Raw genomic sequence first — 25,732 nt, 5'->3', positions numbered from 1 at the left:
GTGGGTGCGCTCGATGACCGAGAGCGGTGCTGGCTGGATCGGGTACGGGCGGATGTCGGTGTTCTTCTCGCGTTTGGGCAGCATGGTTGCTTCTGCTCCTCGGGGTTCACCACACAGGCTTGCGTCGCGGGGTGATGCGGCCGGATTCGCGCAGGGTCTGCGTCGCGGCGGCTTTCATTCCGCACAGCCAGGGTGGGCAGTCGATGTGGTCTTGCATCACTTGGTGTGCCTGGGTGATGGACAGGGGCCGGGTCGGTGTCGTGTGCACCCATGGAGGGATCGGCCGTGTGTCGGTGCGGGTGGGCTCGCGGGGCGTGAACTCCTCCTGCGGCCGGTCCTGGAGGTGGTCTGCTGGAGAGACGAGGCAGAACGCGAGTGTGGCGGCACCGGTCACGACGGTGAACGCGACGATGGTGTCCCACATGTGGGCACCGCCTATGCCTTGTCGTTTTGCGGTGGTTCGGGGTCGGGTTCGGTCTCCCCGTGTGAGTCCGCGAGATAGCGCAGGGCCGTCGCCTTGCGCGGGCAGGCCGGTTCGCAGCCGTCGTGGATCGCGATGATCCCGCGCGCCCATTTCTCGGTGATGCCGGGCACGGACCCGTTCTCGCAGCCCTCGTTGACGGGCGGCTTCTTGCGTGGCCTCAGTTCATGAACGCTCACCGGTGCCCCCTCCTCGCGCAGGTGAGTCCCGCTGCGGTGAGCACGCTCACCGCGGAGGCTTTGGCGCCGCATCGGCTGTGCGGGCAGTCGGCGTGTTCGATGGCTATCGCTCTGGCGACTTCGAGGCTGTAGGGGTGGAACGGTGTGTAGTGCGATGTCCGAATCCGGGTTGTCGGTTCGATGATCGGGACACGATGTCGACGGGATCGGAAATCGATGAAGAACGGGACGAGGACGAGCAGCGACGACAAGGGCGCTACCGCCAGGACTATCCAGGCATCATTGACAAACATGTCGAATTCCTTCCGTGTCAGATGAATTGGACAAGCGCGACGAAGCAGCGGATGATCAGACCGCCACCAGCCAGATGTGCGGATCAGCGGGGAAAAATGCTCGGGATCGTGCAATATCCTCAGAGCGGTCCAGCATCCGATCGCCGAGGTCGCCGAAGCGAGCCCCACCGGTGCCGGCGACCCGAACCGTTTCCGCATCACTGTGTAGGCGCCGTGCGGGTCAGCGGCGAATCATCCTTGCAGATCGGGACATGAGATCCGTTGTCAGTCAGGAGGAGTGAGCTGTGGTTGGCAGGACACCGAACGGATGCCCCGGACTGTGTTGTAGGCAAAGCTGACTCCGAATCGAATCCAGGCGCTCGCACGCGCATTGTTTGGTTGGCGCCCACTGCCCGGATGTAGCGAACGGCCGACGCGCTCCCGGGATCGCCAACCACGCGGTTCTTCGAGGAGCATCGACCCGGCACTGGGGCTGCATCGAGCATCGCCCGAATGGCGATGACCGAACGACGACACAACTGGCGTCAATAGCCACCTATTCGGGGCGACATTCCGGCGTCATTGGGTTAGCGTTGCCCAATGGGGCCCACACCGAACACCGCACTCCGCGCAGCACGGTCCGCACGGCGAATGAGCCAAGACGATCTGGCCAGAGCGCTACGCGAGGCTGGTTGCCTCAGCGCGACGAAGCGGCTCGTCCAGCGGTGGGAAGCGGGAACCACCCTCAACCCCAGGGCCTCGCATGTTCGCGCACTGGAGAAGGTGATGGGATTGCCGATCGAGACACTGGGATTCGGCGCGGTCGAGCCGGGCCGATCCTTGTCCCCCGACGACGAGAAGGGTCACATGGTGGATTCCCCCATCGGCCGACTCGCGCACGACTCGAAGCCGGTCGGGAACGGCGGGCCGAACCTCGGCAACTATTCCGGTATCTGGCTCTCGCGCTACGAGTACTACTCGAGCGGCCGAGACGCCACGTTCACCGCGGTCCACCATGTCGTCCTGCTCCAGCACGACGACGCGCTGACGGTGCGCAGCCTGCCGGGGTCGGCGGTGTCGAGTATGGCGATGGACCTCAGCGTCGATGGCAATGTCGCGACGGGCACGTGGACCGAGCGCACAGCCCAGGACGGCTACTACCGGGGCGCGAAGTACCACGGCGCGATCCAACTGCTCGTCGACCTGACAGGTACCCGGATGGCAGGCAAGTGGATCGGTTTCGGGAAATCGTTCGATATCAACTCCGGCCCGTGGGAACTGATCTTGCAGGACCGATCTACCGCCAAAGCCGCGATCGAGGCGTACGACCGGCCGCCTGCGCTGCCCTGAACCGCCCATTACATGGTTGCCGTAGTGCGCGACCACTCCAATTTCTTGACTGACGTCCAAGAAGTCTTTACCGTAATCGCCGTGCCTTCTTGGACGCCGTCCAAGAAGATGGTGAGGCGGAGAGGCGCACGTCATGCGAACTAGTGATCCGGCCGATCGGCGCGGGGAGGCAGTGGTCCGTCGGCGCGAAATATCTTTCGCCTCTGGCCAGGACGAATGTGCGGCGTGGCTGTACGCCGCACCTGACCTGGTAGGGCCGCGCCCGATGGTGATCATGGGCCACGGGCTGGGAGCGGTGCGGGAGATGCGCCTGGATGCCTACGCGGAACGGTTCGCCGACGCGGGGTGGTCGGTGTTGGTGTTCGATTACCGTCATCTCGGCGCCAGCGGCGGAACACCGCGTCAGCTCCTGGATATCGGCAAACAACGCGCCGACTGGCATGCGGCTCTGGCCTTCGCGCGGACACTGCCGAATGTCGATGCGGATCGGATCGCGTTGTGGGGTAGCTCTTTCGGTGGCGGACACGTAGTGCAAGTCGCCTCCGAAGACGCCCGCGTCGCGGCGGTCGTGGCCCAATGTCCCTTCACCGACGGACCGGCGTCCGTGCTCTCCCGCGTTCGCACCGGGCCGCTTAGCGCCGTGGCGTTGATGGTTGCGGGCATACTGGACACCGTTGGGTCCTGGCTCGGTGCGAAACCGATTCTGCTGCCGATGGCGGGGACGCCCTGGATGCCCGCGTTTGTGGCCTCACCCGACGCCCTCGCCGGCGCATCGGCGCTCCTACCTGCTGGGACTCGGCTTTCGTGGCGCACCAGCGCGTTACTGAATCGGCTGCCGTCTGTTCGGGCTCAGGTGTCGAAGAACATCGAGCTGACCGAGTTTGACAGCGGAGAACCCGCGACTGGTGTGGGTCGCGACAGCATGTGGGGTGTATTGCGTGGTCCGAACGGCGAATTCGGCGCCGCCAACGCGCTGGCCGCACGTCTGGTCCTTCACCTTCCTCTCTATCGGCCCGGCCGCGCTCTGGCCCGCTCCAGCACTCCGACACTGCTGTGCGTGTGTGACAACGACGCGGCCGCGCCCGCGAAGACCACGCGGCGTCGCGCGCAGGGGCTGGCACATGTCCACGTCCAGAACTACCCGTGCGACCACTTCGACATCTACGTGGGCGACCATTTCGAACACGCTATCTGCGACCAGATCGCTTTTCTGACAACACAATTCGATGAAGCCTCAGGCAACACGCAGTAGAATCGCCAGTGTTTGTGCACGCGCCGGCCGAGGAATCAGCCGGCGGCCGCGGCAAGACTACGAGCGCTTGCCAACAACGTTTCGATCACCGCGCGCCGGTGGGCCTGCTCGGCAGGATGGGTCAACAAACCTTCGACAACGAAGACCCCGATCGCGACCAGCGGACCCACCTCGTTCTCGGGCACGCCGAGCTCGATCAGCTCCGCCCCGAACAATCCCTCGGCCAGCGCGTGGAACTGCTCGTGCCATTGATGAATCGCCTCGGATTCCTTGGCGCGCGCGTGCACCGTGCTCACCAACCTGCCCAACTGCTCCAACTCCCCGACCAGCCACAACAGCCGATCAGCGAGCCCCGAGTCCAGGATTTCACGGTAGGCGGCCATCGAGTCGGCCAGCACCGCGTCCAGGACCGCGATCAATACCGCGTCCTTGTCCCGGAAATACCAATACAGCGTGTTCGACACCACGCCGGCTTCTCGGGCGATCCGGGTCATCGACGACGCGTCGTAGCCCTCCTCGGAGAACAACCGCCGAGCAGCCACCACGATCTCTGCGCGTTTCTCTTCCCGATCGCGGGGACGTCTGTTGCGAGGCATCTCCAGTCCTGACTCATCACTCGGTGTTCACCCACCCTATCTTGGGCGGTAACCAAGACGCATTTGTCCAGCAGCTCTTCCGCCAACCGACCGAAGGAACCTCATGCCCGCATCCACTCGGACAGCGCTCGTCACCGGAGCCTCCGCCGGCATCGGCGCGAGCTTCGCGCGCCATCTCGCGCAGCAGGGGCACGACCTACTGCTGGTTGCTCGCCGCGCCGACCGCCTCGAAGCCCTCGCCGCGGAACTGCGCGCCGCACACAACATCCGGTGCCAGATATTTGCCGCCGACCTCGCCGACCGTGGTACGCCCGAAGCCATCATCGGCTACGCCGCCGGCGAGGGAATCGAGATCGATATCCTCATCAACAATGCGGGCCTGTCCGGCAAGACCGCTTTCGCCGACACGCCATGGGACACGCTCGCCGCAGAGATCCAGCTCATGGTCACCGCGGTGACCGAGTTGACACATCGGGTGGTCCCGGGCATGAAGGAACGGCGGTGGGGCCGCATCGTCAATCTCTCGTCCCTGGCCGCCTTCTCCCCGCCCGGCGCAAGCCTGCTCTACACCGGCATCAAGAGCTACATCCTCAATATCTCCCAGTCCCTCGATATGGAACTCAAACCGCACGGCGTTCACGTCACAGCCCTGTGCCCCGGCTTCACCCACAGCGAGTTCCACGACGTGATGGGCACTCGGCGCACAGCCGATCACCTGCCTGCCATCCTTTGGCAACAGCCTGAGGAGGTAGTGCGGGAAGGCTGGCAGGCAGTCATGAAGGGCAAACCGGTGTGTGTGCCCGGGACCGTCAACAAGCTCACCGCCGCCGCAATGCGCCCGATTCCCACGAACGTCGGATACTTCCTCGGCAACAGGCTGAACCCCTTCAAAAACGGATAGCGCGCACAGCCTTCGGCCAGGGCATCGCGGGATCTATGTCTGGGCCGAGTCGCCCGGCCGGCTCGGCGCATCGAACCTCGTGGGAGAAGAACGATGACCAGGACAAAAGTCCTGGTCATTGTGGTGGAGCCGATGACGGGAATCGAACCCGCGCTGTCTGCTTGGGAATCTGAAGAAGGGGGATGGTTCACCTTCTGAGCTGCGGCGATGCCTGTACCAACGAGTGCCCAGATTGGCCCTCGTTGACCGGCTTGTGTGGCACGCGTGTGGCACGCCGGTCCTCTGGCTGGCTCTGAGCTGAGACCGCTTCATTACGAGTCGAGCCGTTGCCGTCCCGGCGTGTGCCAGGATCGTCCGCCTTCCTCCGTGAGGTGCTGAAATGCCTCCGTGGGGGTTTCGTCGCGTCCGGGGTCGTTCGTGTGAGATGTGACAACGTGGTGACAACATTGGGCCCTGCTTGGTGGTGGGATGCGCTCATCGGGGGCTGGTTCCCCGCCTGCCCCGTAGGGCCTGCCCGTCACGCGCAGAGGCTCACAGGTCAAGAGTCGGCGGATGCCGATCACGTAGTGACGCCGATAGGCGCTCTTGAGGTGTGAGGGGCGTGGGATCACAATGCAGGCCATCACCGAGCAGGGCACGCGGCCGGAGGCCGCGCAGTATCAGCAGTGCGCTCGATTGCTAATCCTGATAGATTCACCGCGCCGCCTTATGTGTACATTCGCGATAGATGCCGCGACACAATCAACGAAATTTCACCCTACGCGCTGCCTGAAAAACTAACACGGCCGTAGGCATTGCTCTCGATAGGCCTCGTATCCGAGGAGATGCAAAAAATGACGAAAACTTCGGCTATGCTTCGCCATAAGCTCTACCTGCGCTCTGGTCGAAATGCGCTCGCCATCAATAATTTTGTCGTAGTCCCTTCCGGGCGCGACAGTTTTTTTCAACAGCTCCAACGCATTTACCGAATCCGCCTTGTTTGGCTCGACCTTGTTTACTAGCGCGGGGGTCACTGTAAAACGAGCGGGTTGCGCCCTAAGAGCGTTTAGATCCGAAATAAGCCAATTCTCGAACATTCTATCCTTGATCGCCACGTCCACCTGGAGATCGGTAACCTTCCGAAGTGCCGCCTGGATTTCGGCTGCGATCTCCCCTGGGCGCTCTGCTTGCTGCTCCCTGTCAATAAGAAGAATGGCTTTATCCGCCTTTTCCGCAATGGCGAGCTTAAGTGGCGTGCGGCACGCCGTAACCAACTGACCAACAGGCCCGTCTGGCGCAGCATGGACCATCATTGGTTTCATAACTTGAGTCTTTTTCGGCAACCTGGACTTTATCTGCGGATAGAGATTTGGCAAAGTTTTAAATTCTCCTTTACCCTCCGTAAGTATTGCGATTTTCATGCTCACTCACCTCTAGGGGCGTAAATCTCGGGGAGATATTCCGCAACTATTCCAGAGTCGTAGATCTCAAAGGTCTTCAAGTCTCCAGCCTTCCACATATCAACCACCGCTGGATTGAGGTCTCCGATATGCGCTATCCGACTTTGCCCGTCCTTACTCCACAACAGTCGGATATATTCCGGACTCATCGCATCCAGAAGAACTGGCGAATGCGTCGTCAGCACGATCTGCTTTTCAAATTGCTCCCGACAAAGATCCAAGAAGTGCCGGAGAATCCATGGATGTAGAGCGTTCTCCGGCTCTTCCACGATCAAAACCGGCAAACGCCGATCGAACAGCGCTACGAACAGCGCCAACATCTGTACCGTCCCGTCGGACATCTCGTTCGAGTTCCATGGTCGCTCCCGGTCCGTTTCATGAAACTGGAGGGCCAGCTGACGATCGGTGGTGAATGTTGTGTCGATCGATTCTAGCTGTGGAATGACGGCCCGCATCGCACTTTCGATCTTCAACCAAGAATCCGGCTGATGCCTACGCAGGTAATCTGCGACCGCTGGTAAGTTTTCTCCATGCCTGTCGAGTCGAGCATTCGGTGTAGATACACCTGACAAGCGGCATTGGTGCGGCGACAATTGAAATACGCGAGCGTCGCCGAGCAGCCTAGCCACCGAATCAAAAATGTCGCCGCTACCCACAAATCTAATCGTGCTTATCATCAGGACCGTAGGATTCTTGTTCCTCTTGATGAAATGGATGAAGCCATCATCCGACAGCGGATATAAAATGTCGGAGTACTGAGAGCTACGATCTGTCATACGATGCGATCGCCAGAATTTCAGCCGGTTTCCCCTTCGATCAAGTTGAAGAATTCTACCCTCTTTATCCCGCAATTGAAGGTACTCGCTCGATACATGGAAGTCGAACTCTTCTGCGCTTTCAGCAGATAATGTGAACTCGTATATTACGTAGAAAGTGGTCGGCTTTGGCATCTCCGACTGATGGTTTCTGCGCGGGAACATTCGACGTAGGTCAGGGTAATCTATCTCAAGGGTCAGGGAGATCTTTACAGGCGGCGCATCGTCGGTCGCCCCTCTATGCGCGATGTTGGCATACCCGCCTGCCCTAGCTACCGCAATTTCAAGGCCAAATTCAAAGCACTCGGAGAGAAAGTTCAAACCGTCGACTAAGTTGGTTTTACCTGCACCGTTCGGGCCGGTAATAACAGTCAGTTGTTCAAGCTCACAAGTGACGTCGAGCAATGACTTGAACCCACGAAACCGCACCTCAGTGATCCGCATCAGACGAGGGTACCCACCAGACAGGCATGAAGAGGTACTTCCGCTCATGAAGTGTGAGGGGCACGGATCAGGATGCAGGCCAACCTAGAGGAGAGCCACACAGCCAGAGGGCGCGCGATAGTTCACCATGCGCTTGAGGTGAGGTTGGTGTTTGGCCGGCCGAACGGTGGCAGGACCACAGCCGGTCGCCTGGACAGTGTGCCGGTGGATCGGTGATCGGCTGCGGGAGGTAAGTCCGGTAGGGCTCTCGTCGCGCCCCGCCCTGCTCAGTTGATGGAGAAGGCAGCCAGATAGGAACGGTCGGCGTGCTACCCCGCCGCAAAAGCGGTGCCGACGCGCCCAACGGACCCCGGCCTGCCGGAGCTTGCGGAGGCCGGCCGGGCTGTGCGGTGCCGCGTGGCGGCACCGCTGGGCGGCGCGCCAGCGCCGCCCCTTGGCCTGGCCTTGCTCGAATTCGGCGCCGGATTCCTCGTCGGCGTCGCGGTCACGGCGCGGTGGCTGGTGCTGTTCCCGATGGTCTCGCTCCCGCTCGGCTTGGCCGTGGCCGCCGGTGTGTGGGTGCATCCGCTGGCCGGGGTCGGTCTGGTTGGTGTGCAGCTCGCAGGTTTGGCGGGGTGGCGGCTCAAGCACCCGGCCAGCTTCCGCCGCTGGATCACCGCCCGAGCTCGTGCCCGGTTCCTGGCCTGGTTCCGCTACCGCCGTCGCTGGGTGCGCCTGCTGACCGCCTGCGGCCTGGTCGTCGCTGACGGTGACCGCGTGCGGGTGCCTCGTCTGCACGACGTGTGGATCGGTGACTGTGACGACCTGGTTCACGTGCGAATGGTGGCCGGCCACCGACCCGACGACTACAGCAACCGGGCCGAGCAACTCGCCCACGCCTTCGGCGCCGAAGAGTGCCGGGTCCGCGTCCTCGGCCCGGGCCTGGTCGAACTGAACTTCCGCTACCACGATGCCCTCGCCGAACCGGTGAACCTGCCGCAGATCATCGACGGGGGCGACTGGACGAAGGACGCTGCCGCATGAGCGCCGACACCACCGAACCGACGACGGAAGCGACCCCGGCATCAGCTCGGCAGACTGCGGCCCAGCGTCGCGCCCTGCCGGACTTCACCGACGTCGCCCAGGCCACCGCCGAGAAGTTCGGCGTCTGCGTCCGGCCGATCACCATGCGCGCCTTCGACCCGACCACCGGCAACGTCACCTACGTCGGGTCGCCCTGCAAGTCCACGGTCGCCAGCGTGTGCAAGCCATGTGCGGACAAAGCCCGCTGGCTGCGCATGACTCAATGCCGGGAAGGTTGGCACGCCGAGACCGAACCGGTGGACGAGACCCGCGAACCCTCGGAGAAGCAGACCGAACTGCTGGCGTACCGCGCCGACCTGGTGGCCGACTACCGGACCGCCCGGGGCGACGGTGACGACGAGTTGGCCGGTGAACTCGCCCAGCTCGTCGCCGACACCGACGCCGAACTCCGTGAGTCCGGATTCCGCGGGCCGCTCCCGCCTCTCGATCCGGCCCCAAGGGCTCGGCGGGTGCGTTCGACCAAGCGCCGCCAGGACGTGCCGAACCTGCCCCGTAAGAAGGTCTCCAAGACCACGGTCGGCAAGGTGATCGGCGGCTACCGGTCTTCGATGATGGTCACCCTCACTATGCCGTCCTACGGGGCGATGAACCGCGACGGCGCCACCGACAAGGACGGCAAGGTCTGCGGGGACGGTTCGCCGCGTGATCCGGAGTCCTACGACTACGCCAGCGCCGCCCGCGACATCGTGTTCTTCTCCAAGCTCGTGGACCGCTGGATTCAGAACCTGCGCCGGGTCGTCGGCTATGACGTGCAGTACTTCGCCACCGTCGAACCCCAACGTCGGGGTGCCCCGCATCTGCATCTGCTGCTGCGTGGCGCGATCTCCCGCGAGATTCTGCGGATGGTGACCGCGGCGACTTACCACCAGGTGTGGTGGCCCTACTTCGACCCCCAGGACGAACGCTACTCGGGCGAGAAGATGCCGGTCTGGGACTACAAGGCGTTGACGTTCGTGGACCCGGACACGGGTAAGCCGTTGACCACCTGGGACGAAGCCCTCGATGTCCTCGACTCGGTGGACGACCTCGAACCCGCGTACACAGTGCGGTTCGGGGAGCGCATGGACCCCGGCGACATGAAGGGCTTCATCTCCGGCGAGAAGGCCGACCGCGCGATCGGCTACGTCACCAAGTACCTCACCAAGTCGATCAGCGAAGTCCTGGAGACCGACTCGGCCCGCACGGCCGCGCACTACGACCGATTGCACGCCGAGCTGCAACACACCCCGTGCTCACCGCGCTGCCCGGTGTGGCTGCGCTACGGGATCGTGCCGAAGGGCGCCAGCGACAAGACCATCCCCGGCCGCTGCAAGGGCAAAGCCCACCGCCGAGACACCCTCGGCCTGCCCGGTCGTCGGGTGCTGGTTTCGCGACGCTGGTCGGGCAAGACCCTCCCCGACCACAAGGCCGACCGCGCCGACTTCGTTCGGCAACTGCTCGCCCAGGCCGGGATCGTCAAACCCGACACCTCGCACTGGGTCGTGAAGCCGGTCGAGCCCGGCGACCATTCGGCACCACCACGGGACCACGTCATCCTCGCCGCTATCGCTCAGCGCACGACCTGGCGGGCCGAGTACACACGCGCCCTCCTGGCAGCGGGGCCAGTGGCAGCACAACAACATTCAGTGAATCAGGAAGCAGCGTAAGGGGGAAAGGTGGACATTCGACCCGAGTACTTGGACGTTCCGGGGGCGGCTGCCTATCTCGGGACGGGACAGCGGTTCATTCGCCGCCTGGTCGCCGAGCGGCGGGTGGTGTTCTACAAGGTCGGCGGGCACGTGCGGTTCAAGGTCGGGGACCTGGAGGCGTACGCCCAAGCTGGTCGGGTGGAAGTCGCTCCGTGCTACCGGCAGTCTGCCTGATGGGGAAGCGTGGATTCGGCAGTGTGCGCAAGCTGCCTTCGGGGCGTTGGCAGGCGCGCTATCGCGGTCCGGATGGCCAGATGCGGCCTGCGCCTAGAACTTTCGCGACCAGGAAATCGGCAGAGCAGTGGTTGTCGACCACGGAAGTGCAGATCTTGCAGGGGGATTGGATCGATCCCGAGCGCAGCAAGGTTCGGGTCGCGGCATACATGGAACGGTGGATTGATCAGCGGCCGGGGCTTCGTCCGAAGACGGTGCAGCTCTATCGCTGGTTGCTGCGAGCGCACGTCGAAGGAACTGCGCTCGGTGGTGTGGAGGTCGGCAAGTTGACGACTCCGATGGTTCGGCAGTGGCGGGCGGATCGGCTGGCTGCGGGTGCGTCCGAGATTGCGACTGCCAAGGCGTATCGGCTGATTCGTGCGGCGATGAACACGGCGGTGGATGAGGACAAGCTCATTCCGCGTAACCCTTGCCGTGTGCGTGGTGCGGACAAGGAGAGCAGTCCTGAGCGGCCTGTGTTGACCATCGCCCAGGTGTTCGGGCTGGCGGCTGCGATGCCGGAGCGGTATCGGGTGCTGATTCTGCTGACTGCCTTTTGTTCGCTTCGTTGGGGCGAGGTGACGGCGCTGACCCGGGCGGACTTCGGTACCGGCGCCGCCTCGGTGCGGATCGCGAAGGCGCTGGTGGAGTTGCCCGGTAAGGGGCTCGTTGTGGCGGCTCCGAAGTCGCGGGCGGGTGTTCGGACTCTGACGGTTCCCGAGGCCATCCGCTCCGACGTTCTCGCGCACCTGGACGAGTTCGTTCGCGCCGACCCGGACTCGTACGTGTTCACCGGTCTGCGTGGGAACCCGCTGCGGCGCTCGAACTTCACTCAGATCGTGAAGTGGTCGAAGGTGACCGCGGCGGCGGGAGTGGCCGGCACTCACTTCCACGATCTGCGCCATGCGGGGAACCTGTGGGCGTCGAAGTCGGGGATGTCGACCAAGGACCTGATGGCACGTATGGGGCACGACGACATGCGGGCGGCGCTGATCTACCAGCGGGCCACTGACGACGCGGAACGGCGGATCGCTGACGATTTGTCGCGGATGGCGACGGCGTATCGGGAAGGTCGTTCCGGCGAGTAAGTGGCACGTGTGTGGCACGCGGGGGTTTCCGACCGTGCCGGAAAAGCGCAATGACCAGGACAAAAGTCCTGGTCATTGCCTTTGAGCCGATGACGGGAATCGAACCCGCGCTGTCTGCTTGGGAAGCAGAAGTTCTACCATTGAACTACATCGGCGTGCGTCGCAGACGCGATCGCGAGCCTAGCAGACCAGGCACTATATCGGTCAACTCTCGTGCTCCGGAGCCCGGGGCCGGGCCTTGTCGAGGCTCGGGTCCCAACTTACCCTCCACTGTCCTCAGGCCTCGGCGAAGTCCTTCACGGTCGAGAATCGTCGCTCATCCCAGCCTGCGTGCCGGCAGGTGGGTAGAGCCGGTGGATCGTGACGGCGGCTGCCAGGAGGCGGGAGTTGTTCGGCTCGTTCGGGTCGATGCCGGTGAGGTCACCGACACGACGGAGGCGGTAGCTGAGGGTGTTGGGATGCACGTGGAGGTGGGCCGCGGCGGCCTTGCGGTCGCCGAGGCGTAGGTGTGCTTCCAGTGCCTCGAGCAGGTGGGGAGCGCGTAGCAGCGGGACGATGCGTGCTGCCAGGCGGTCGCGTGCGGCGCCGGGGCGGGTGAGCTGGTATTCCAGGAGGAGGTCGTCGAGTCGGTAGAGGCCGGGGGGATGCCCCAGGAGCCTTGCGAGGGTGGCCAGTTCCGCGGCCTCGGACGCGGCGCGTGGCAGATCCGCGCGTGCCACGGTCTCGCGCTCCGCGAGATAGGTTGCGCCGCTCAACTTGTCGGCGAGATCGGCGGCCACGCCTGCGCCGCGTAGGTCGGGGCCGGATTCGGAATATATCGGTATGAGTGCGATTCCGGACGTCCCGTCGAAGGAGACCAGCGCCGTGCCGTGGGTGAGCGTGTCGAGGGCGCGGTGCAGGATTCGAATTCGCCTGCGTGCCATGAGATCGGCTGCGGCGGTGGATGGTTCTTCGGGCGCTGTCTGGATCGCGACCACGGTGTAGTGGTCGGTCAACGGCATGTCGGCCCGTGCGGAGAGGTCATCGGCGGGTTGGCCGAGCAGCAGTGCCGAGCACAGTTCGCGACGGGCCTCACGTTCGGCGTGGTGGATGGACTGGTTGACCTCGATGTAGGTCTCCATCACGGTGATGTTGATGTTCATCAGCAGATCGAGCAGGCCCGCGCCGACCACCACCAGCTGGTCGGTTTCGTCGGGCCTGGCGATGGCGGCTGCCTCGGCCAGCACCGACTGGGCCGAGGCGTGGATGGCCTCGATGAGGATGGCCAAGGGGAAGCGGTCTTCGGCGTGGCGTTCGGCGACCGGCGCGACGAAGGTGATGACTTCGTCCCGGGTGAGCTTGCGGTTCTCGCCGAGGGCATGCAGCACTGCGCGCCCGCAGGCGTAGATGGCGGGCAGTACCTCCGGTCGGAAGTGGCCTTCCGGTAGATCGGCGGCGGGTGTCGTCGCTCCGAGTCCATCAGCAAGCAGTCGTTCGGCTATCTGTGGCCATCGGGTGAGCATGCGGGCGAGTAGCGGAGGATCGGCGGTGGACGACGGCGGAGCGGCTGGCATAGCGCGATTGTTGCCGAGAACGCCGACGGGGAACAGCGCTCAGGCCGCCGTCGCCGATACTTTGTCACTCCGACAATTCGAGGGTGCCGAACTTCGTTCGCCAGTGCAGTGACGCCGGCCCTCGGCCGGGACAGACTTCGGATACCGCAGCGGCGCAGCGGTGGCCATCACGTTCTCTCTGCAATGTGCTCTGGGGCATACCGATTCGGTAGTGCTGTGCCGACCGAACGGATGGGAAGTACGGGAAATGTTTGCAATGAGGCAACAGATGGGCCGGATCGTCGCGTGTGCGACCCTGGTCGCCGGCATAGGTCTCGCACAGGGAGTGGGACTCGGGGGCGCCGCGAGCGCATCGCCCTCACCTGAGGCCGAGCTGGCGGCGTTCGCCGACACCGTGTCCGCCGGACTCGCACCGGCACCGGACGGAAGGCAGCCGAAAGCCGTGGTCGATACCGGCGGCGACTTCGGAAGTGGATCGGGGAGCGGGTCGGGTAGCGGTTCCGCGTGGGGGCGAAGCAGCGCGGCGGCGGCGGTCGGCGAAGGTCCCGAGATGACGGCGCCGCTGGCGGCGTTCGCCTACGGGCTGACGAATCCGAATTCGGCTCCGGCCGGAGCCAATCGGTGGGACTGTGAGCCGAGTGATCGGCATCCGCGTCCGGTGGTGCTGTTGCACGGCACGTGGCTCAACGCCTACGACACCTTCTCCTACCTCTCGCCGCGGCTGGCCCGCGCGGGGTATTGCGTGTTCGCGCTCAACTTCGGCCGGTCCGGACTCGCGGAGGGCGGCGGCCTCGGCGCGGTGCTGCCGGGACGCTACGGGGTCGGTCCCATGGAGGAATCCGCACTCCAGGTCGCGCAATTCGTCGACCGGGTACGTGCGGCCACCGGGGCGGACAAGGTCGACATCGTGGGTCACTCGCAGGGCGGCACGGTCGCCAACCGGTATCTGAAGTTCGACGGCGGCGCGGACAAGGTCGGCAGGCTGGTGACCTTCGGGGCCACCCACCACGGCACCTCGCTGATGGGGATCGCCTCGTTGGGGCGGGCTGTCAACAATCTCGGGGTGAACATCCTGGGGTTCGTGGAACCGATCGTCGGGATGTCCAATATCCAGCAGGCGGTCGGTTCCCCGTTCTACGCCGCGCTCAACGCCGACGGCGACACCGTGCCCGGCGTGGAGTACACCGCGGTGGCCTCGCGCTACGACGAGGTCACCAATCCCTACGACTGGGCATTCCTGCGGGCGGGTGCGGGTGCGACGGTCCACAACATCACCTTGCAGGACGGCTGCGATCAGGACCTGTCCGATCACCTCACCCTCATGTACTCCCCGCGCGCGGCGAGCATCACGCTGAACGCGCTCGATCCGGCGACCGCGACGACGCCGGTCTGCGCGTTCAACCCGTGGCTGATCGGTGGAGGCGGTGGTCTGTGAGCCTGCACCTGGAATCGGAGCCCGCCGAGCCGGTCCCGGTCTCCGACCTGGACACCGACGGCACGCTGCGACCGGAGGACGATGAATTCTGCCGCCCGCCCGAGGGATTCGAGCAGCGTGCGCCCGGCGCTGTCCTGCGGGCCCGCGGTATCAGGGTCGCGCTGTTCGGCGTGATCCCGCAACGGCTCTCGGCATGGCAACTGCTCTATCGCACCAGCGATCTGCACGGGGTCCCGGATGTCGCGGTGACGACCGTACTGCTGCCCGCGGGGGCCGATCCCACGGTGCGGCGGCCTCTGCTGTCGTTCCAGTGCGCGATCGACGGCGTCAGCTCGAACTGTTTCCCCTCCTACGCACTGCGGCACGGCGCGCGCGCACTCGGCGCCATCCCGCAGTTGGAACTGCCGGTCATCGCCGAGGCACTGGCTCGGGGTTGGGCGGTCACTGTGCCGGACCACGGTGGCATGGGCGGTCACTTCGGAGTCGCGCGTGAACCCGGATATCGGGCGCTCGACGCCATCCGCGCGGCGCTCGGCTTCCGGCCCTTGGGACTGGATGCCGCCACCGATGTCGGACTGTGGGGCTATTCCGGTGGGGGACTGGCCACGGCCTGGGCTGCGGAAATGGCAGCGGGTTACGCACCGGAGCTCAATATCGTCGGTGCGGTGGCCGGTTCACCCGTCGGCGACCCCGGAGCCGCTTTCCTGCGGCTCAACGGATCGCTGCTCTCCGGGTTCTCCACCGTCTGTGTGGCCGCGCTGCGGCGGGCGTACCCGGAGTTGGACAGCGTCCTTCGTGCCCACGCCGGACCCGCATTCCACACCCTGCTCGCGGACGCGGCGTCTCGCACCACGTTGGCCCTGCTGCCACGGTTCGCGGGGAAGAACCTCGACGAGTACAGCGAATCCAGCTTCGCCGACCTGCTGAACGGCGCTCAGATGCGGCGTGTTCTGGACGATATCCGTCCGGGTGGACAGGCCCCGTCCATGCCGGTTCTGATCATCCAGGGTGTCAACGACGAACTCATCGCCGTCGACGACGTGGATCGGCATGTGGACAGATACCGCCGCGCCGGCGCGCACATCCACTATGTGCGCGACCGGCTCAGCTTCCACCTCGCGCTGCTCTACCTCGGCACTCCGGCCACCATGAACTGGATGGCCGACCGATTCGACCGGAAGGATCTACCGCCCGACACGACCCGGACCGTGTGGTCGATCGCCTGGACCAGGCGAGAAGCGAGGGGTCACCTTCGGGGTATGGCTCTGCTCGTCCGCATGTTCTGCGGCAGGCCGATTACGGCACGTCATGATTGACGGGAGGAGTGCGCTCGGCGCGCACTCGCGTGCTCAGCAGACCGGCCGCGGCGGGTCGACTCGTGGCGGGGAGCGCGGCGTCGGGGTGGTCGGGGCCCGGTATTCGCTGTCGATAGTGGAACACCGCCAGGCAGAACGAGACCCAGGCGATGCTCGCGCACCACGCGCCCAGCACGTCGGTCGGCCAGTGCACCCCCAGATACACCCGCGACCATCCGACCGAGAGGACGAAGGCCGCCGCGAGCAGCCCGGCGACGATCCGGACGGCGAGACGGGTGATTCGGGGCAGGAAGACCGCCGCGCAGATCGCGATGACGACGCAGCTGGCTACGGCGTGGCCGGAGGGGTAGGAGAGGCTGGGTTCGTAGGTGAGGCGGTCGGCGGCGGGTGGGCGTTCGCGGCCGATCAGGCGTTTGCCGCCGAAGACGATGACGGCGGCGCCGAGGCCCGCGGCGGCGACGAGGGCGGCCCTGGCGCGGTCGCCCGAGCGCAGCAGGAGAGCGCAGACGATCGTGGCGAGGATGGTCATGGACAGGGTGTCGCCCACGGTGCTGACGATGCGCGCCAGCGTGGTGAGAACGGTGGTGCGCTGCTCGATCGCCCAGCCGGAGATCTGCGGGTCGGCGGCGAGGATTCCGCTGTGGTCCTCGGCGCCGTGAGCGCGGACGTCGTGGACGACGACATTGACGGTGAGCACGCCGAAGCAGGCCGCGAGCAGGGCGGCGGTGAGGGCGAGCGCGCGGACTATCGGGGGCCCGGGCTTCGTGGAGGGCGACGGAGAGCTCACCCCTCCACGATGACATCCCCGCGCCGGTGACCGGCGCGGGGATGAGCTCAGCGGGTCAGAACTTGCTGTAGCCGCCGTCGATGAGCAGGGAGTCGCCGGTGTGGAAGGCGCTGGCAGGGCTGGCCAGGTAGACGGCCACCGACTCGAAGTCCTCGGCGCGGCCCCAGCGGCCGACGGGCATGCGGGGCAGGACGCGGTCGCGGAAGCGGTCCCAGTGGAAGATGCCGTCGGTCATGGGGGTTTCCACCCAGCCGGGGAGCACGGAGTTGGCGCGGATGCGGTGCTTGGCGAGCTCGACGGCGATGGAGTTCATCACGGCGATGATGCCCGCCTTGCTGGCTGCATAGGACTGGCCGCGGGGGACGCCCTGCTGGGAGGCGAGGCTGGCGGTGGCGACCAGGCTGCCGCCGTCGCCCTGGGCGACCATCACCTTGGCGGCCTCGCGCAGGGTGACGAAGGCGGCGTCGAGGTTGACCGAGGTGACGCGGCGGAACTCGGCGAGATCGGTCTCCAGGAACGGGACGGTGCCCTGGGGGACGCCCGCGTTGACGAAGCAGGAGTCGATGCGGCCCAGTTCGGCGGCGGCCCGGCCGATGGTGTCGGCGACCTGCTGCTCGTCGGCGACGTCGCAGGCCAGGGTCAGCACGCGGTGGCCGAATTCGCTCAGTTCCTTGGCCGCGGCCTCGTTGCGCTCGACGTTGCGGCCGACGATGCACACGTCCGCGCCCGCGCGGGCCAGACCGCGGGCGAAGCCGAGGCCGATGCCGGAATTGCCGCCGGTGACGACGGAGACGTGACCGGTGAGGTCGAACGGGGAGGCGTCGGTCATGGTGTGAGGTCCTTCCGTGGTGAGTCAACGAGAGGTTATCTGTCGCGGCCTGTCACTGTGCGGGCGATGACCGAATGAGGCCGACCGCTACGCTCATGGCGTGCTGCTTTCCGATCGTGACATCCGTGCGGAGATCGCCGCTGGGCGTCTCGGGGTCGAGCCGCTCCTGGACAACCTGATCCAGCCGTCCAGCATCGACGTGCGCCTGGACCGCATGTTCCGGGTCTTCGACAACTCCCGCTACACCCATATCGACCCGGCCCAGCGCCAGGACGAGCTGACCAGCCTGGTGGAACCGGGCGAGGGCGAGCCGTTCGTGCTGCACCCCGGCGAGTTCGTGCTCGGGTCCACGCTGGAGATCTGCACTCTGCCCGACGATCTGGCAGGTCGGTTGGAGGGCAAGTCCAGCCTCGGCCGCCTCGGACTGCTGACGCACTCGACCGCCGGGTTCATCGATCCGGGGTTCAGCGGTCACATCACGCTGGAACTGTCGAACGTGGCGAACCTGCCGATCACCCTGTGGCCGGGGATGAAGATCGGCCAGCTGTGCTTGTTCCGGCTGAGCAGTCCCGCCGAGCACCCCTACGGCAGTGCCGCCGCGGGCTCGAAGTATCAGGGGCAGCGCGGGCCGACACCTTCGCGGTCGTATCTCAACTTCCCCTTGCCGACCGAAGCGATCGACGCCGTCGAAGCCGAGCTGTAATTCGTTCGAGCCGAACGGCTTTCGACCGACGGGGACCGGCGACGCACTTCCGGTCCCCGCCGCCGAACTCCCGCCGCTTCCCCGGCGATCGGCGGGAGCTCGCCGTCCCGGCGCGCGGATCACCTTCCGGGAGCACCCATCCCGGCGGCTCGCCCGCTCGGGCGGCGACATCGCCGTACCTTTCGAGGGTGCCCCGACACGCCCCTTGAGGGTGAGTTCGCCACGCGCGCCTTCTGCTGCCCATCCACTGCCCTCCGCGCCTTTGCCGAATTGACTGTGGCCGGGGACACATCGGGAAACGTACTCTGATAAGGGAGTTCGGTCGGGGAAGGGATGTCATCGTGGTCCGGCAGTGGTCAGGGAGAGAGACCCGGGCCCTTCGCGATGCCAAGCGGATGAGCATTCGGGAGTTCGCCGCACACCTCGGTGTGCACGAGAGGCTCGTATCCAAATGGGAGGCGGGGGGCAGCCGGGTGCATCCGCGTCCGGTGAACCAAGCCGCCCTCGACACTTCCCTGGCCAGGTCCGACGAGGTTGTGCGGGCGCGGTTCGCGGCTCTCATCGATCAGCCGTTGCTGGATCGAAAGCCCGCGGCCGACACGGGGGCGAGCCCGACAGGGCCGTCCAGTAGTACGAGCGACGCGGATCTGCTGGCTCTCATCGGCTCCGGTGCGATCAGGGGTGATGCGTTGGCGTCGATTTCGGAGAGGGATCTGATCATGGCGGCTGCCCACGAGGCCAGCGATCACGTCGGCCGGGCCGAGAGCACCAATGTCGGTGCGACCACGTTGGAGCAGCTCGACGCGGATGTCGTGCGGATCGCCAACGACTACGTGCACATTCCGCCGGTGCCGATGACCGTCGAGATGCTGCGGGTGCGCCGTCGCGTCTACCGGTTGCTGGAAGGCCATCAGCGGCCCGCCGACACCAGACACCTCTATCTGCTGGCGGGCACGCTGACCGGTCTGCTCGCCAATGCCAGCACCGATCTCGGCTATCTCGACGCCGCCGCCGAGCAGGTCAGGGCCGCCTGGGCCTATGCCGAGCTCTGCGATCACAACGGGTTGCGGGCCTGGACGCGCGGGATGCACGCGTTGATCGAGTGCCGCTCGCAGCGTCCGCGCCGGGCGGTGCTGCTGGCCCAGAGCGGGCAGGAGTACGCCGAGTCCGCGACCGCGCGGGTGCGGCTGTTCAATATCGAGGCCAGGATGTGGGCGACTCTGGGCAACGCCGCCGACACCGACCGGTGCGTGCGAGCCGCCGACGAGGCGAGCGCCCACGGCGCCGCCGACGACCTGCACGACGAGATCGGCGGGGTGTTCGGCTTCCCCGACGCCAAGGCGCAGTACTACGCGGGTGCCACCTATATCCACCTCGGTCAGGCCGAGCAGGCGCTGGCCGCGACCAGCCGGGCCATCGAGCTGTATGCCAGCGGTCCGCTGGAGAAGCGCTCCTACGGCGCGGAGGCGCTCACCCGAGTGGACAGCGCCGCCGCGCACCTGATGAACGGCAGCCTCGACGGCGCGGCGGAGGTGCTCGCCCCGGTACTGGCGCTGGACGAGGATCGGCGCATCGCCCAGCTTCCCGAGCGGCTGGCGGGGGTGCGCCGCCGGATCGCCACGCCGCGCTTCCGGGACTCCGCCCGAGCCCGTGAGCTGGACGAACGCATCGAGGAGTTCTGCGAGGGGCCCTCGGCCAAGGGTATGTCGGCCGGTGGGCATTCGATCGGCGCCTGAATCGCGGCGCGGGCGACGCGGCAGATAATCGGTTTGCCGGTGGTGGCACCATGGGACGGGTGAGTCCTCATCTACCGCATCACCCGCCACGTGTGCTCGAGCAGTCCACCAAGCTGCAGAACGTCGTCTACGAAATCCGTGGACCGGTACACGCACACGCGGCACGGCTGGAGGCGGAGGGGCATCGCATCCTCAAGCTCAACATCGGCAATCCCGCGCCGTTCGGGTTCGACGCCCCCGATGTGATCATGCGCGACATCATCGCCGCGCTGCCGCACGCGCAGGGCTACTCCGAGTCCAAGGGCATACTGTCCGCGCGCCGGGCGATCGTCACCCGCTACGAGCTGGTGCCCGGCTTCCCTCAGGTCGACGTCGACGACGTCTATCTGGGCAACGGCGTCTCCGAACTGATCACCCTGACCATGCAGGCGCTGCTGGACAACGGCGACGAGGTGCTGATCCCGGCCCCGGACTACCCGCTGTGGACGGCGATGACCAGCCTGGCCGGCGGCACGCCCGTGCACTACCTGTGCGACGAGTCCAACGGCTGGCAGCCCGACATCGCCGACATCGAAGCCAAGATCACCGACAAGACCAAGGCGCTGCTGGTCATCAACCCGAACAACCCGACGGGCGCGGTGTACTCGGCGGAGGTGCTGCAGCAGATCGTCGACCTGGCGCGCAAGTACCGGCTGCTGCTGCTGGCCGACGAGATCTACGACAAGATCCTCTACGACGACGCCAAGCACACCTCGCTGGCGACCCTCGCGCCGGATCTGCTGTGCCTGACCTACAACGGCCTGTCCAAGGCCTATCGGGTGGCGGGCTATCGCTCGGGCTGGATGGTCATCACCGGCCCCAAGGATCACGCGCGCGGGTTCCTGGAGGGCATCGACCTGCTGGCCTCGTCGAGGCTGTGCCCGAATGTCCCCGCGCAGCACGCGATCCAGGTCGCGCTCGGCGGGTACCAGAGCATCGAGGATCTGATCCTGCCGGGCGGGCGGCTGCTGGAACAGCGCGATGTCGCCTGGGAGCGGTTGAACATGATCCCCGGGGTGTCGTGCGTGAAGCCGAAGGGCGCGCTGTACGCGTTCCCGCGGCTGGACCCGAACGTCTATGAGATCCAGGACGATTCGAAGCTGATCCTGGATCTGCTGCTGCAGGAGAAGATCCTGATGGTGCAGGGCACCGGCTTCAACTGGCCCGACCACGATCATCTGCGCATCGTGACCCTGCCCTGGGCACGCGACCTCGCGGTGGCGATCGAGCGGTTCGGCAACTTCTTGGCGAGTTACCGGCAATAACCGGCATATACGGCCGACAGGGGCGATCGGTGCAAAATCGCCCCGCTTCCGGGCTCAAAACATACCTAATGTTCGGATATAGGCGAGTTTTGAAGATCGGCTAGCGCAAAACGAGAAGTTTTGTGTACAGTGGCTCTCGGCACTTCAAGTGCCCGGTCGGGTTGCCTACCCCCCCTGGGCAACCTGTACCTCGGGTTCCGGCCGCCTACCCCCCTGGGCCGCCGACCCTGCGGGCGGCGGAGACATCCCCCTGCTCTCCGCCGCCCCCTTCCCGAACTTCTGCCCTCAGCCGCTCGACTCCGCGGCGATCTCGGTGCGTGCCGTTTCGCCACCTCAGCGCAACTCCGGCAGCCGAGCAGGGATTGCTCATCCTTTAAGCTCGGCACCGCGTAGCTTCCCGGTCGCCGCCGTTTCCCTGTCCGGTCACGGCACCCGGGACACGACAGGCAGGAGCCCGGTGAGCGACCACCATCATCACCACCACCACGACCATTCCGGTCCCATCGCGATCGGCGCGACCGCGGCCCGGGTCGTGATCGGCCTGCTCACCGTGATCGGCGCGATCACTCTGCTGGCCGCCGTCATGTTGTGGCCGGACCGGCAGAACATCGAGATCCCGCTGCCCATGCAGACCGCGGGCGGCGGGGCGGTGGAGACCGAGGCGGGCACGGTGGTCGCCGCCGATGTCGGAGCGTGTGGCAGTCCCTCCATCGGCAAGGTGTTCGCCGACAAGCCGGAGGCGCCGCGCAACAACAACTACGAGTGCGAACGTGTGCTGATCGACATCGATTCCGGCCCGCACGCGGGCAACCGGACGTTGCTCGAGCTCTCGCCCGGTCCCGGCCAGCCCTCGCTGGTGGCGGGCGACGAGATCCGTATCGTGCGCCAGACCGATCCCTACGGCACGCCGATGTACTCCTTCGACGACTACTCGCGCGGGTTCCCGCTGGCGTTGATCGCGCTGGTCTTCGTGGTGGTGGTGATCGTGGTGGCGCGCTGGCGGGGTCTGCGGGCATTGCTCGGTCTCGGGTTCGCGTTCGCGGTGCTGGTGATGTTCCTGCTGCCCGCGCTGCTCGACGGCAAACCGGCCATCCCGGTCGCGCTGGTCTCCGGGTCGCTGATCCTCTACGCGGTGCTGTACCTCGCGCACGGGGTGAACCTGCGCACCTCCTCGGCGCTGCTGGGCACGCTCACCTCGATGGTGCTCGCGGCGGTGCTGTCCTGGATGGCGATCGAGATGACGCGGCTGACCGGGTTGTCGGAGGAACAGAACACCAACGTCGCCACCTACATTCAGCACGTCTCCATCACCGGACTGCTGTTGGCCGGGTTCATCATCGGCTCGCTGGGCGTGCTCAACGACGTCACCATCACCCAGGCGTCGGCGGCCTTCGAGCTGGCCGAGCTGGACAAAGAGGCTTCCCGCCGTGAGGTTTTCGCCGCCGCCATGCGGGTGGGCCGCGACCACATCGCCAGCACCGTCTACACCCTGGTGCTCGCCTACGCCGGTGGCGCGCTGCCGTTGCTGTTGCTGTTCAGCGTGGCGGGGCGCTCCATCCGGGATGTGCTCGTGGGTGATGCCGTGGCGATCGAGATCGCGCGCTCCTCGGTCGGCGGTATCGCGCTCGCGCTGTCGGTGCCGTTGACCACCGGTATCGCGGTGATGCTGGCGCGTCCGTTCTGCGGGTCGGGGCCCGAGCCCGAGCCCGAGGTGGCGGTCGCGGTGTCGGGGCCGCGGCACGGGCGGGCTGCTCGGGGTGCGAGCGGAACTGCCGGGGGGCGACCGGCGCGACGGCGACCTGCCGAGCGGGGAGAGGCCGAGGGGCGATCTCCGGGCAGCAGGGCTCCACGACGCCGGTTGCCGGGGAGCGGAACCGGTGAGCGGCAGGTAGTGGATGAGACGGGTGAGCACGGGTCGGCGCACGGCGCCGTCGGCAGGCCCTCGACCGGCCCGGATACCGGTGGCCGGCCGATCGCGGGCGTGGGCACCCCGGGCGGCCGTTCGGCGGAGAACAGGACCGTCGGCAGCCACGCGGCAGAGGGCGGGGTGAGTGACGGGTGGCCGGCCCACGGCGGTCCGGCGCACCAGCGGTCCGCGACGCATCGGCAACAGGAGAGCGGAGCGGATGCGGGGCGGCCGGCGGAGAACAGGTCGGCGCAGGCTGCTCGGCCGACCGGCAGCGGTCCCGCGCAGGTGTGGCCGACCGGCAGCGGGTCGGCGGAGGTGTGGCCGACCGGGAGTGGGTCGGCCCAGGCGTGGCCGACCGGGAGCGATCCCGCGGACAGTTGGCAGGCAGACCAGAGATCGCCCGAGGCGTGGCAGGAGGACAGCCGGTCGGCGGACGGTTGGCGGACGGACGGCAGGTCGCCCGAAGCGTGGCAAGCCGGCGACAGCGCGGCCGAGGGGTGGCCGGGCGAGCGTGGCTCGAACGAACAGGGAAGGCACCAGCGGGGCGCAGCCGACCAGGGCTGGGGCGCCGGGGATGTGCGCGGCCGAGACCTGGGCGAGGAGTACCCGCGGCGCTGAGGTCTCCGGTGGACTGCGCGGCTCGCCGCCCTCGCCGCGCGGCCCCGGTGTCGGGTGGTCGGTCGGACACCGTCCTACGCGCTGCCCGCGGTCGACCGCGGATCACCCGAGATCGGCCTGACGGTCGGCATCGGAGTACACGCTGCCGGTCCTGATCCATAAGGACCGGCAGCGGTGAGCGGATCCGAGAGTCCCCGGCCTCAGCGCTGCGGTGGCGCGGGGAAGGGGAAGGCCTCCGGCGGGATCGTCGGAATCACGATCGGCGGAAGACCGGGCACGACGAAGGTATTGGGGCCGGGCGTAGTCGGTGGCGGCGTGGAGGTGTCACGTGGCGGGGCCACCACGATGGATTCTTCGACCTCGGTGGTCTCGGGGGCGACCGCGATCTGGGGCTCCAGGGTGGTGGTACGCGGCGGGGTGGTGGTCGGGACCGAGGTGAGATCGTCGTCGCTGCGGTCGCGTTCGAGCACCTGGGGGCCGTAGCCGAGGCCGAGGCCGATGGCGGCGACCACGACCAGCGCGCTCACCGTGAGCACCGCGCCGTTCACCTCGGGCCTGCGGTCGTTACGCGTCGCGGCGGCCAGCCAGTCGGGCATGCTCGCGTCGAGCTTGTCGCGCTTGGAGGCTCGTTTCCCTGACGTCGACGACAGCCACGCGGGAGACATTTCGTCGTCGAAACCGCCGACCCGCCCGTTCTGCTGTTGCGCGGTCGCGTCGGCGGGTACCGACACGGGCCGGGCGGGCGCGGGCCGGGGGGCGACAGGACGGACCTGCACCGGACGTGCCAGCAGCGCCGCGCCCCGCGCGACCACGGTCTCCGGGCTCTCCGGCACGATCACCTGCACGCCCATCCAGCGTTCGAGCACCTTGCCCAGCAGCGGGATCCGCGCACTGCCGCCGATGGCGAGCACGCCGTGCGCCGGGCGGTCCGAGCGCACGATCACATCGCGGGCCATGCGCGCCGAGGACTCGATCGCCAGCATGATCAGCGACTCCAAGTTCTCCTGCGTCAGCAGCACCAGACCCTGGCGGCTGGGCAGCGCGACCGCGGTATTGGACGACAGCTGCTCCTTGGCCTCCCGGCACAGCACGTCGAGCGCGGCCAAGCCCGCTTCGTCCTGCGGGTGCGCGATCCGGCCGGAGGCGATCTGCTGTTCGCGGATCAGCGAATCCAGGTAGTCGCCGCTGATGTCGCTGGTGCGCTCGGTATGGCGGACCTCCCTGGTCTGAGCGTCGACGACGCTCACCGTGAGTCCGGAGCTGCCCAGGTCGTAGACCACCAGCGAGGAGATGCCGCGGATGTCTCCGGTGGCCTGGGCGTACTCCACCGCGGCGACGGTCTCGGGGATCAGTTCGTAATCGGTCAGCTGCTGCCGGGCCATCGCGGCGCGCAGCGCGTGCGCCTGCTGCTCGTTGCGGTAGGCGATGGCGGTCGCGCCGATCTCCGGCGTGGTGGCCAGCGCGACGCCCACCGCTTCGGCGGCCAGTTCCTCGGCGCGCTGCGGCGGTGATACTCGGATAGATTGGACGTCGAATGCGTCCGGATCGATGTTCGCGGCGGAGTTCCCGGCGTGTGGACGCACCAGACGGACGGTGCTCGCCCCCACCGACACTCCCAGTACCGAACTCATCTGCTGCCTAACTCGTCTCCCGCGCGCCCTCGTCTTCGAACGCACGCCCTTGCGCATGATCGACACGACCCGTGCGATCCGCTCCGGCGACCCTACCGGCGGCGCTCGCT

Annotated in this window: 21 protein-coding genes, 1 tRNA gene and 1 pseudogene; 13 read left to right on the top strand and 10 right to left on the bottom strand. The window is 66.5% G+C overall.

Annotated features, from left to right (window positions below; translation table 11 throughout):
* Positions 1–106: 106 nt before the first annotated feature.
* The gene (locus NS3_RS01150; RefSeq protein ID WP_067852350.1) at positions 107–424 is read right to left on the bottom strand and encodes a hypothetical protein; all 318 of its coding nucleotides are present in this window, start codon (positions 422–424) and stop codon (positions 107–109) included.
* An 11-nt stretch (positions 425–435) separates the two neighbouring features.
* Positions 436–660 (bottom strand): hypothetical protein, encoded by a 225-nt coding sequence (locus tag NS3_RS01145; protein WP_067852348.1) that lies wholly within the window; start codon positions 658–660, stop codon positions 436–438.
* Positions 661–1,583: 923 nt separating this feature from the next.
* On the opposite strand from NS3_RS01145, the gene NS3_RS01135 reads away from it, so the two are divergent.
* Both NS3_RS01135 and NS3_RS01130 read left to right on the top strand, forming a co-directional pair.
* Complete coding sequence (locus tag NS3_RS01135) at positions 1,584–2,282, top strand: helix-turn-helix domain-containing protein (protein WP_157101092.1); 699 nt, start codon at positions 1,584–1,586, stop codon at positions 2,280–2,282.
* 133 nt (positions 2,283–2,415) lie between these two features.
* Positions 2,416–3,534, top strand: coding sequence for an alpha/beta hydrolase (locus tag NS3_RS01130; protein ID WP_067852342.1), 1,119 nt, complete (start codon positions 2,416–2,418; stop codon positions 3,532–3,534).
* A gap of 35 nt (positions 3,535–3,569) precedes the next feature.
* On the opposite strand, the gene NS3_RS01125 is transcribed toward NS3_RS01130, so the two are convergent.
* On the bottom strand, positions 3,570–4,130 hold the full coding sequence (locus tag NS3_RS01125) for a TetR/AcrR family transcriptional regulator (RefSeq protein ID WP_067852340.1): 561 nt from the start codon (positions 4,128–4,130) through the stop codon (positions 3,570–3,572).
* A gap of 103 nt (positions 4,131–4,233) precedes the next feature.
* On the opposite strand from NS3_RS01125, the gene NS3_RS01120 reads away from it, so the two are divergent.
* Positions 4,234–5,031 (top strand): SDR family NAD(P)-dependent oxidoreductase, encoded by a 798-nt coding sequence (locus NS3_RS01120; protein ID WP_067852339.1) that lies wholly within the window; start codon positions 4,234–4,236, stop codon positions 5,029–5,031.
* 776 nt (positions 5,032–5,807) lie between these two features.
* On the opposite strand, the gene NS3_RS28180 is transcribed toward NS3_RS01120, so the two are convergent.
* Together NS3_RS28180 and NS3_RS28175 are read right to left on the bottom strand one after the other, a co-directional pair.
* Positions 5,808–6,431, bottom strand: coding sequence for a DUF4276 family protein (locus NS3_RS28180; protein ID WP_084494931.1), 624 nt, complete (start codon positions 6,429–6,431; stop codon positions 5,808–5,810).
* Positions 6,432–6,433: 2 nt separating this feature from the next.
* Complete coding sequence (locus NS3_RS28175) at positions 6,434–7,729, bottom strand: AAA family ATPase (RefSeq protein ID WP_169811576.1); 1,296 nt, start codon at positions 7,727–7,729, stop codon at positions 6,434–6,436.
* A 396-nt stretch (positions 7,730–8,125) separates the two neighbouring features.
* On the opposite strand from NS3_RS28175, the gene NS3_RS01110 reads away from it, so the two are divergent.
* The 4 genes from NS3_RS01110 to NS3_RS01095 are packed head-to-tail and all read left to right on the top strand — an operon-like array spanning position 8,126 to position 11,801.
* Positions 8,126–8,752, top strand: coding sequence for a hypothetical protein (locus tag NS3_RS01110; protein WP_157101091.1), 627 nt, complete (start codon positions 8,126–8,128; stop codon positions 8,750–8,752).
* A complete protein-coding gene (locus NS3_RS01105; RefSeq protein WP_067852336.1) occupies positions 8,749–10,458 on the top strand; it encodes a replication initiator in 1,710 nt (569 codons plus the stop codon). The genes NS3_RS01110 and NS3_RS01105 overlap by 4 nt, the downstream gene beginning before the upstream one ends.
* Before the next feature lie 9 nt (positions 10,459–10,467).
* Complete coding sequence (locus NS3_RS01100) at positions 10,468–10,674, top strand: helix-turn-helix domain-containing protein (RefSeq protein ID WP_084494929.1); 207 nt, start codon at positions 10,468–10,470, stop codon at positions 10,672–10,674.
* Positions 10,675–10,697: 23 nt separating this feature from the next.
* Positions 10,698–11,801, top strand: a complete 1,104-nt coding sequence (locus tag NS3_RS01095) for a tyrosine-type recombinase/integrase (RefSeq protein WP_245649395.1) — start codon at positions 10,698–10,700, stop codon at positions 11,799–11,801.
* Positions 11,802–11,885: 84 nt separating this feature from the next.
* Here the strand turns inward: NS3_RS01095 and NS3_RS01090 are convergent.
* Together NS3_RS01090 and NS3_RS01085 are read right to left on the bottom strand one after the other, a co-directional pair.
* Positions 11,886–11,956 (bottom strand) — tRNA-Gly (locus tag NS3_RS01090).
* Positions 11,957–12,097: 141 nt separating this feature from the next.
* Entirely contained in the window at positions 12,098–13,354 is a 1,257-nt protein-coding gene (locus NS3_RS01085; protein ID WP_067852332.1) for a PucR family transcriptional regulator, read from the bottom strand.
* Between the two features lie 550 nt (positions 13,355–13,904).
* Here NS3_RS01085 and NS3_RS01080 point away from each other — a divergent pair.
* Positions 13,905–14,789, top strand: a complete 885-nt coding sequence (locus NS3_RS01080) for an esterase/lipase family protein (RefSeq protein WP_307608707.1) — start codon at positions 13,905–13,907, stop codon at positions 14,787–14,789.
* On the top strand, positions 14,786–16,105 hold the full coding sequence (locus NS3_RS01075) for a lipase family protein (RefSeq protein WP_245649394.1): 1,320 nt from the start codon (positions 14,786–14,788) through the stop codon (positions 16,103–16,105). Before NS3_RS01080 ends, NS3_RS01075 begins: the two co-directional genes overlap by 4 nt.
* Here the strand turns inward: NS3_RS01075 and NS3_RS01070 are convergent.
* Positions 16,086–16,892, bottom strand: a complete 807-nt coding sequence (locus NS3_RS01070) for a phosphatase PAP2 family protein (RefSeq protein WP_067852327.1) — start codon at positions 16,890–16,892, stop codon at positions 16,086–16,088. The genes NS3_RS01075 and NS3_RS01070 overlap by 20 nt on opposite strands.
* A 55-nt stretch (positions 16,893–16,947) precedes the next feature.
* Positions 16,948–17,721, bottom strand: coding sequence for an SDR family NAD(P)-dependent oxidoreductase (locus tag NS3_RS01065; RefSeq protein ID WP_067852325.1), 774 nt, complete (start codon positions 17,719–17,721; stop codon positions 16,948–16,950).
* A gap of 100 nt (positions 17,722–17,821) precedes the next feature.
* On the opposite strand from NS3_RS01065, the gene dcd reads away from it, so the two are divergent.
* The 4 genes and pseudogenes from dcd to NS3_RS01045 form a co-directional block, all read left to right on the top strand.
* The gene (gene dcd / locus NS3_RS01060) at positions 17,822–18,424 is read left to right on the top strand and encodes a dCTP deaminase (protein ID WP_067852323.1); all 603 of its coding nucleotides are present in this window, start codon (positions 17,822–17,824) and stop codon (positions 18,422–18,424) included.
* A gap of 395 nt (positions 18,425–18,819) precedes the next feature.
* On the top strand, positions 18,820–20,160 hold the full coding sequence (locus NS3_RS01055) for a helix-turn-helix domain-containing protein (RefSeq protein ID WP_169811574.1): 1,341 nt from the start codon (positions 18,820–18,822) through the stop codon (positions 20,158–20,160).
* Positions 20,161–20,210: 50 nt separating this feature from the next.
* Positions 20,211–21,464: a pyridoxal phosphate-dependent aminotransferase gene (locus NS3_RS01050; RefSeq protein WP_067852314.1), complete on the top strand. Its 1,254-nt coding sequence runs from the start codon at positions 20,211–20,213 to the stop codon at positions 21,462–21,464.
* 457 nt (positions 21,465–21,921) lie between these two features.
* A pseudogene (locus NS3_RS01045) lies at positions 21,922–23,211 on the top strand (YibE/F family protein); the annotation flags it as partial.
* Between the two features lie 980 nt (positions 23,212–24,191).
* Here NS3_RS01045 and NS3_RS01040 read toward each other — a convergent pair.
* Positions 24,192–25,622: a DUF7159 family protein gene (locus NS3_RS01040; protein ID WP_245649392.1), complete on the bottom strand. Its 1,431-nt coding sequence runs from the start codon at positions 25,620–25,622 to the stop codon at positions 24,192–24,194.
* Positions 25,623–25,732: the final 110 nt, after the last annotated feature.

The organism is Nocardia shimofusensis NBRC 100134 (assembly GCF_001613125.1).
Lineage (GTDB): Bacteria > Actinomycetota > Actinomycetes > Mycobacteriales > Mycobacteriaceae > Nocardia > Nocardia shimofusensis.
The sequence above is the reverse complement of the archived record's forward strand: the minus strand, read 5'-3'. Positions and strand labels throughout refer to the sequence as shown.